This window comes from Algoriphagus boritolerans DSM 17298 = JCM 18970, from assembly GCF_900108085.1.
Classification (GTDB): domain Bacteria; phylum Bacteroidota; class Bacteroidia; order Cytophagales; family Cyclobacteriaceae; genus Algoriphagus; species Algoriphagus boritolerans.
Window position 1 is genome coordinate 1 of record NZ_FNVR01000059.1, and the last position, 7356, is coordinate 7356.

9 protein-coding genes are annotated in these 7356 nt (G+C 37.9%); all 9 read right to left on the reverse strand.

Annotation, left to right across the window (positions count from 1 at the left end):
- Nucleotides 1–248 precede the first annotated feature (248 nt).
- Nucleotides 249–506: a hypothetical protein gene (locus C4S61_RS21730; RefSeq protein ID WP_146064482.1), complete on the reverse strand. Its 258-nt coding sequence runs from the start codon at nt 504–506 to the stop codon at nt 249–251.
- A 136-nt stretch (nt 507–642) separates the two neighbouring features.
- A complete protein-coding gene (locus C4S61_RS21395) occupies nt 643–1089 on the reverse strand; it encodes a hypothetical protein (protein ID WP_103926815.1) in 447 nt (148 codons plus the stop codon).
- Nucleotides 1090–1237: 148 nt separating this feature from the next.
- A complete protein-coding gene (locus C4S61_RS21400) occupies nt 1238–1684 on the reverse strand; it encodes a hypothetical protein (RefSeq protein WP_103926816.1) in 447 nt (148 codons plus the stop codon).
- Between the two features lie 8 nt (nt 1685–1692).
- Nucleotides 1693–2712, reverse strand: a complete 1020-nt coding sequence (locus C4S61_RS21405) for an RHS repeat-associated core domain-containing protein (RefSeq protein ID WP_200820636.1) — start codon at nt 2710–2712, stop codon at nt 1693–1695.
- Nucleotides 2618–3007: a hypothetical protein gene (locus tag C4S61_RS22175; RefSeq protein WP_200820637.1), complete on the reverse strand. Its 390-nt coding sequence runs from the start codon at nt 3005–3007 to the stop codon at nt 2618–2620. The genes C4S61_RS21405 and C4S61_RS22175 overlap by 95 nt, the downstream gene beginning before the upstream one ends.
- 201 nt (nt 3008–3208) lie before the next feature.
- Nucleotides 3209–3697: a hypothetical protein gene (locus tag C4S61_RS21410; RefSeq protein ID WP_103926818.1), complete on the reverse strand. Its 489-nt coding sequence runs from the start codon at nt 3695–3697 to the stop codon at nt 3209–3211.
- Nucleotides 3698–4062: 365 nt separating this feature from the next.
- Complete coding sequence (locus C4S61_RS21415) at nt 4063–4650, reverse strand: hypothetical protein (protein WP_103926819.1); 588 nt, start codon at nt 4648–4650, stop codon at nt 4063–4065.
- Entirely contained in the window at nt 4640–5608 is a 969-nt protein-coding gene (locus C4S61_RS21735) for an RHS repeat-associated core domain-containing protein (protein ID WP_146064483.1), read from the reverse strand. Before C4S61_RS21735 ends, C4S61_RS21415 begins: the two co-directional genes overlap by 11 nt.
- A gap of 29 nt (nt 5609–5637) precedes the next feature.
- Nucleotides 5638–7290, reverse strand: coding sequence for an RHS repeat domain-containing protein (locus tag C4S61_RS21740; RefSeq protein WP_146064484.1), 1653 nt, complete (start codon nt 7288–7290; stop codon nt 5638–5640).
- Nucleotides 7291–7356 lie beyond the last annotated feature (66 nt).

The window sequence follows — 7356 nt, forward strand, 5'->3', positions numbered from 1 at the left end:
AAATCGCGATATACTTTTCTGGTAAAAACATCCGCCCAACCTACAACCTGAAAAGTAAGGAAATAGGGCATTTCAAATGGTTCTAATTAGTTTTAATTGCCATTTGGAATCTCGCAAAAAGGTATATTTTGTAAAATTTTGATTATGTTTTGCTCGATTTCTTGATCTCTTATCTGATAGGCCTCTCCCATAAATCATGGTTTTTCGATATCAGCAAATTACAAATTTGTTTGGATAGAAAGGTGTAGTTACAAACTACACCTAGTCCCAATCAACCTTCTTCTACACCCAGAGGGGGACTTCTTCAATCCCTGAACCTGTCGCAACTCCTCCAAATAGGGAATGGCTGGCTTAGTAGCCAAACCCTCCAAACCTGTCGTAGGAATTACTTTTGGCAAGCCACCTCCGGTGCTTGGCAACCTAGGTCTAGCAGGTATGGTCTGGGATAGTGCTGGTACCCAAAGACCGGCTAAAAGACAGAAAAGGATAAAGGATTTGAGGGGCATTAGGTGGTTAAATAATTTGTCTTAAATAGTTTAGAAATTTATATTCTATGCTTAAAAAATATTCTTTACAGCAGCATCCTCTTAGAAATCAAATTACAAATTTGTTTGGATAGAAAGGTGTAGATACAATCTACACCTAGACGGGGGCTAGCTTGGCTTTAGTCCCTTTCACACCTCCAAGAGTCCGCTGAAGGGCTGAATTCAACTCTTCTCTAGGGGTCTCCTGCTCTTCCAGCATACCTTGAAGTAACTCTGCATCCCTTTCCAGCACCTCCTGTCCTTTTGCTTTTAGTAAACTCACCACCGAGTCCTGAGTGGTACTGTCCTGCGTAGCTTCCTTCAGTTTTTTTACTTCGGATCGCAGGGAATCGTAGGACTTCTTCAAGCCATGAACCTGTCGCAACTCTTCCAAATAGGGAATATCTGGCTTGGTAGCCAAGCCCTCCAACCCATTCGTAGGAATCCCCTTGGACAAACCTCCTCCGATACTTTGCACCTTGGGTCCAGCAGGCAAGGTCTGGGCAAATGCTGAAAACCAAAGACTGGCTAAAAGACAGAAAAGGAAAAAGGATTTTAAAATCATTTGTTAATCGAAATTAGAAAAAATTGATTGACATGGAGTTATATTTCTTTCTACCTAAACTTATTAATTTATTTAATAATTTTTAAAAGTAAATTTATTTATATAAAGTTAAAGTCCCAATATCACCTACTTGGAACTCTTGCCACCATTAAAAAATTTTTTTATATTTATTTATCCAATATCTCTTATCAATCAATAAATCAATGATGAAAAAAAAAGTTAAAAATAATATGGAAATCACCAAACTAACCCTATTTCTATATACACCCAAATTCAAATCTTTTATATAGGTCAACTTAGGAAATTTTAAATTATAACATATTTCAAAGTCATTCTTCCCTTTAATTTTACTAATAAACATCTCTTTAGACACTCTTTCATTAGTTTGAAATTTCTCAAATCCATTTGAATAAGAATATTCTACAACATAGATATTATTAATTTTTTCAAAATGTATATCAAAGGCATTTTGACAGGAAAATGGGAATAAATTAAACAGTCCATTATATCCAATTAATAATACAAATGACCATAAAAACAATCCAGACCAAAAAATATAATTTAGATTAAATAGAATTTTTATTAGTTTATTCATTTTAATACCTATTTTTTTTCAATTATTTGACTTATTTGAAAAAACACCTCCGTACCCGTTGTTGCCGCTGCAGATATTTTGGCACTATTATTTGCAGTATTTCTCCCTACCTCGCCCATTCCCGTAGTTATCTTATTAACCGCATTCTCAACTACTTTTTGACCTGCCCCTGATTGAGTTAAGTTTTTTGCAGTTTCTGTAATATTTTTTGACATGGTTGCTTGAATAGTTTTGGTTGAGTTTGCAGCAGCTTGTAATCCTTTTCCTAAAGCAACCCCTGCTGTTCCACCTATACCACCTGCAAGTGCTCCAGACAAAGCTTTTTCGCCTGTTTTTTCAAAATTTACATTTGATAAGGCTGCATTTATATTATCACCACCCCTCAAATTTTCAGTAACCTGTCCCGTTACATCACCCGAGGCTGCTCCTAAAGCCCCGCCAGCTATTCCAGCACCAATAACAACTAACCCTGTCCCTCCAGTTGCAACTGTTATATCTACAATTGCACCTGCGACAATTCCTGCTGTTGCCCCTTCTACTGCACCTGCAAATACATCTTCTCCTTTAATATAGGCGTTTGTAGCACCTCCAACAGCCCCAATTATTCCTCCAATTAAAGTCCCAACTATCCTTCCATCTGGATCATAATTATTAATTGGATTATTTACAACATAATTGTACGGCGCATATTCTTGGTACATATCAGACAATGGATCTATGACTCCCCATCTCCCAATCACCGGATCATACATCCTCGCCCCATAGTCGTAGTACTGAAGTCCGGCGTCCTCGTTCAGTTCCTTGCCGTTATAAAGATACTTATTCGCCTTGATTCCCCCATACTGAAATCCAATTCCAGTAAGTTCCAATCCCCAGGGGTCATAATGGGTCTCCTGAGCGATCGGTGAGGACATGCTCATCAGCATCATATTGTCAAACCAGACATCCTCTGAAGTCTCGTTGACCACGAAGGTTTCCATATATCCGTCCTGAGAAATATACAGATTCTCTCCTAAATGTATCTGCATTATTTCCGAGATAATTCTCAATTGAACATCCAATTGTAGATGTTCCTTTGCTATCCTTTTCAGAAAATGTAGAAGTTTCATGAAATAACTGTTCAACCTCCTCAAATCTTATTTGAATAACCGGATTAACCTCAACTCCTTTTTTATTTTCATAAGTATAAAATAAGAATGTAAACCATTGTTGTCCAATGGCAGTTCTTCGAACAAAACCATCTTTGGACTTTACAAGCTTAAATTCTGTATGTTTTAGTTTATCTTGTAAGCAATTTAATAATTGAAATTTAATATCCTTCATTTTCATTTTATTAATTATTCGGTCTAATTACATTGATCTTTGTGGGTGGTATTTTTGTTCCTGCTGGGAGGCCAATAGCTTCACCTTTCGTACCTCGCACAGTTCCACCACTTTGTTCTATTTGTGGAAATCCAGAAGTTTGATTTTTCGTTAGTGGAGCATGATCCATTCATTGATCAGAGCCTTCAGGTTTTCCTCACTCTAATTTAGTATCCCATCCAGACCATCCGGATCCAAAACTCTGTCTAGCTCAGGCTTAGCTCTTTCTACTCCTTCTAGAGTACGCTGTGCCGCGGCTTTCAACTCTTCTCCGGGGATATCCTGCTCTTCCAGCAATCCGGTTAGGACTGCTTTTTCTCGATCCAGTACCTCCTGACCTTTCTCTTTCAGCACACTCATTACCGAATCCTGAGTTGTACTATCCTGCACAACTTCATTCAGTTTCTTCACTTCTGCCTGAAGTGAATCATAGGACTTCTTCAAACCCTTAACCTGTCGCAAGTCCTCCAAATAGGGAATCTCCAGTTTGGCAACCAGAGCCTCCAAACCTCCTGAAGGAATTCTTTTAGTTAAGCCTCCTCCAATCCTCGAAACCTTATGCATAGCAGGTAAGGACTGGGCAAAAACTGACACCCAAAGTCCTGATCCTATGATGAGAAAATAGAAAGGGAAAAAATATTTAAGAAGCATTTGTTAATTAAAAATAAGATTTATGGAATGAGATAAAGATTTATTTATTTCTAATTCTATTGGCTCAACCACTAATTTAATAAAGAAAACGGTTCTTAGGTCATTATACAGATGAATTAGGTTTTATAAATCATTGAAAACCATGTTACTAATTCAAATTAAATTGAATCCTAGTCCTTTCTTAGCAGTCCTTATTTATATTTTTCACTAACTTAAGGATAGAATTATTCTTTTATAATTATATTAATTAAACATTGAAATTACAAATTTTTATGTAAATAAAAGTGAGATTTCATCTATACCTAGTCCTAACGATTTTTCTTCTACACCGAACGGGAGAATAATATTTTTCCAATATGGAATTTTTATTTCATCAACAAACTATCCAATGGTTCCGCACTAATTTCAGTGATTTTATCTGGCTCACTTCTTAAATCAAACATATTTTTACCTTTCAATTTTAAACTTGGAATTACTAGTTTCCTAAATTGATCTTCAATTTCAGATGAATTATCTGCATTCATTCTTATAGAAATATCATAAAAAACATGATTAAAATTAAACGTAATTGAAACATATCTAACCTTTTCATCATTATTATAATAATCATAAGTTGAATAAATATATCTAAAACCATCATCAACAAATTCATAAATAGAATAATCCAATAAATTCAATTCTGAATAGAAAAATCTTTCATGAGTACCTGTCAAATAGTCAAAGAACATTTGATCTCCATCTGGATTATCAAAATTGTTAATTAAGAAAAAATCATTTTCCCTAGGAAGTTTAACGTATAAGAAGTAATCGGGAATCTTTTGAATAACCCATTTATCAAGTATACAAATTTCTAGATCAACCTTACTAATGCAAATCAAATTTTCATTCGTTTTCCTGTTGCAGGAAAAAACCATTATTAAACAAACTAAAATTATTGCAAATTTATTTTTCATCCTTTTTACCTGCCTCAATTGTTAGGTTAAATTTAGACCTATTCAAGTCAACATCTAACGAATATCGTATCCCTGTTGTATTGGATTGTTTATTATTATTATTTTCAGTGCTATTAAATAAACTAAGTCCAGCTTTACCAATTGATAGATCTTTATTCTCTTTTGAGTTTCCATTTGACAAATCTAATGAAAAAACAGAAGAGGTTTCAATATCCAGCATATTTGTGGATAAGTCGCTACTTGTTTCCGTAACAGTTTCAATAGTACTTTCTGTATTAAAATTGAATAAACTAGAATTCTTAGATTTCAAATCACCGTTTGAGCCTTGAACAGGTGTCAAAAAATCAGCAAAATTACTCGAAACAGATACAGTATTATTCACATCTACTGATGTAGTAGATTTAACCTCCATCAAACCTAAATTAACTTTTGCTGTTGATATTATTTGTGAGTATGTCGTGGATAAGGACAAATATGTTTTATCAATCGAATTTCCAATATCAACTGCTGCTCGTCTAAAAGTCTCAGTAATATTATTCAGACCATAACTAGGATGAATGGGAGATGCCTCAAGTCCTTCCAACTCTACATGTGAGGTCACTTTATTCTCACTGAAAGCATATGGGCTATTATGAACATACTTATCTGAAAGAGGATCTATATTAAAGAATCTCCCAATATCTGGCTGATGATTTCTCCACTTGAAAGAACTCCAATTCAGTCCTAAATCATCAATTGATTCCTGCCCTTGAAACTTCCAATTATTAACCTTAATCCCCCCATACTGAAATCCAATCCCAGTCAGTTCCAATCCCCAAGGATCGTAGTGGGTTTCCTGAGCTATCGGTGAAGAAATACTCATCAGCATCATATTGTCAAACCAGACATCCTCTGAAGTTTCGTTGACCACAAAGGTCTCCATATATCCGTCCTGAGAAATATACAGATTCTCCTCCAAAACCTCGTGTTGGTTGGCGGCATTTCTGCTCAGAACCCTCCCCTACAAGCTGGCCCCTCACTAAAACAGTCCCCCGGACTGTTTCTTAACGCTCGGTCCTCAACCTCGTATCGGTTGCTATCCTGATCGTAGAGCGCATAGATCAGGTAAGCTTCCGGTGCCGATTTCTTTTGCAGATCGCCAGCCAAGATATCCACCAGATTGAACAGGGCTATTGGATTGCCTCCTCCTGCACGCTGAGTGCTTACCGCCAGCTCATTCAGGTCATTGACCAGTTTGTCTTTTGCTCCCTGGGTAGCAAAGCTTCCCGCATTGGCTTTCTTCTCCTTTTCGTCCGCATACTTCCCAAAGACCTGAAGCCTCATACTGTCTCCTTCGTAGATCTCCTGGCTTCTGCCCGGCCCCACCATTCTTCCTCTGTCCGCATTCAGCCAGGCTACCTGATTTCCTCCTGGTGTCTTATTGTGTTCCGGTGCCAATTGTCTGGAGGCCTGGATCTGGGTAAACTCCTGCTCTTCTGTTTCAGCATTTTGAGTCTCCATGGTAGCCATATAGACCTGCGTGGATGGATTCCGCAGTACTTGACGCACATTTCCCAAATGATCTTTGATAAAGTACTCATATTGGTAGGTACCCAACTCGACTGCAACTCTTCCCTCCTCATGAATCAAGTAGTCCAAGGCACCATTCTGAAACACAAACTCACCTACATATTCCTGTGTCTTGATCAGTGCACCGCTGGTATTGTATACCTTCTGGGTTAATTTGATACCTTCTGCATCATAGGCAAAGCGGATCTTCGCTCCGGTATTGAAACTCACTTCTACCGGAAGATTCAAATGGTTGTAGCTGATGTTAGATATCTGCTTATCAAGATTGGTCTTCAGGTTGCCATTGGCATCGTAAGCGTAGGCAGTTGAGCTTCGCTCGATAAAGCCTTTGGAAGTATAAGATTGGGCTCCCATTCCATCTGTTACCTGGGTTAACTTATTGCTGTTAGCTTGATATCCATAAGTCAATACATCCACATCGCCATAGGTACTTGCTGTCCTTTGATTTTTTCTTGTCAGTGCCGTGATATTGCCATTGGCATCATAGGTCATACCGCTCAGATTGAACCAATCCGTCTCACTGGTAGCGGTATAAGTGGCTGCTGTAATCCGGTTTACTTTATCGTAGGTATAATTATATGTGCGTTGCTTTCCTCCACCCGTAGATCCTGACCAGGTAATTCTGGAAATATTCCCGTTCCAGTTATTGACCGTTCCCCCATTTTCATAGTAGTTGGTCTGCTTGTAACCTACTGCCAGGGAACTTCCCAAGGTTTTAAGCCATCCTCTGATGTTATATGTGTAGGTTTGGTTTCCACTGGTTATTTCCGGAAAGGATTTTGTTGTCAATTGCCCAAGATTGTTGTAGGTATTTTGAGCAACAACTCGTTCAGTCTGCCCCGGTAGCTTATGTTTGACCGACGAAAGCAGTCCAGCTGCATTGTAATAGTATCGTCGGTGAACTTCCTGTCCTACAGCACTACTGTTAGCAGTTAAAGACTGGACAGGTTGATTCTCAAAATTGTATGCCGTAGAGGTGCGAACAGTTCCTCCCAACTGCTGCTGAGTCAAGGTTTGGATCACCCTTCCTTTATCATCGTAGTATATCGCAGTGGTATAAAATTCCCCCACTAGGCGTAGTATCTTCTCTTAACCTTAGAAGTTCCTCTTGAGGCTGGGTGAAGTTTGCAACTTCAC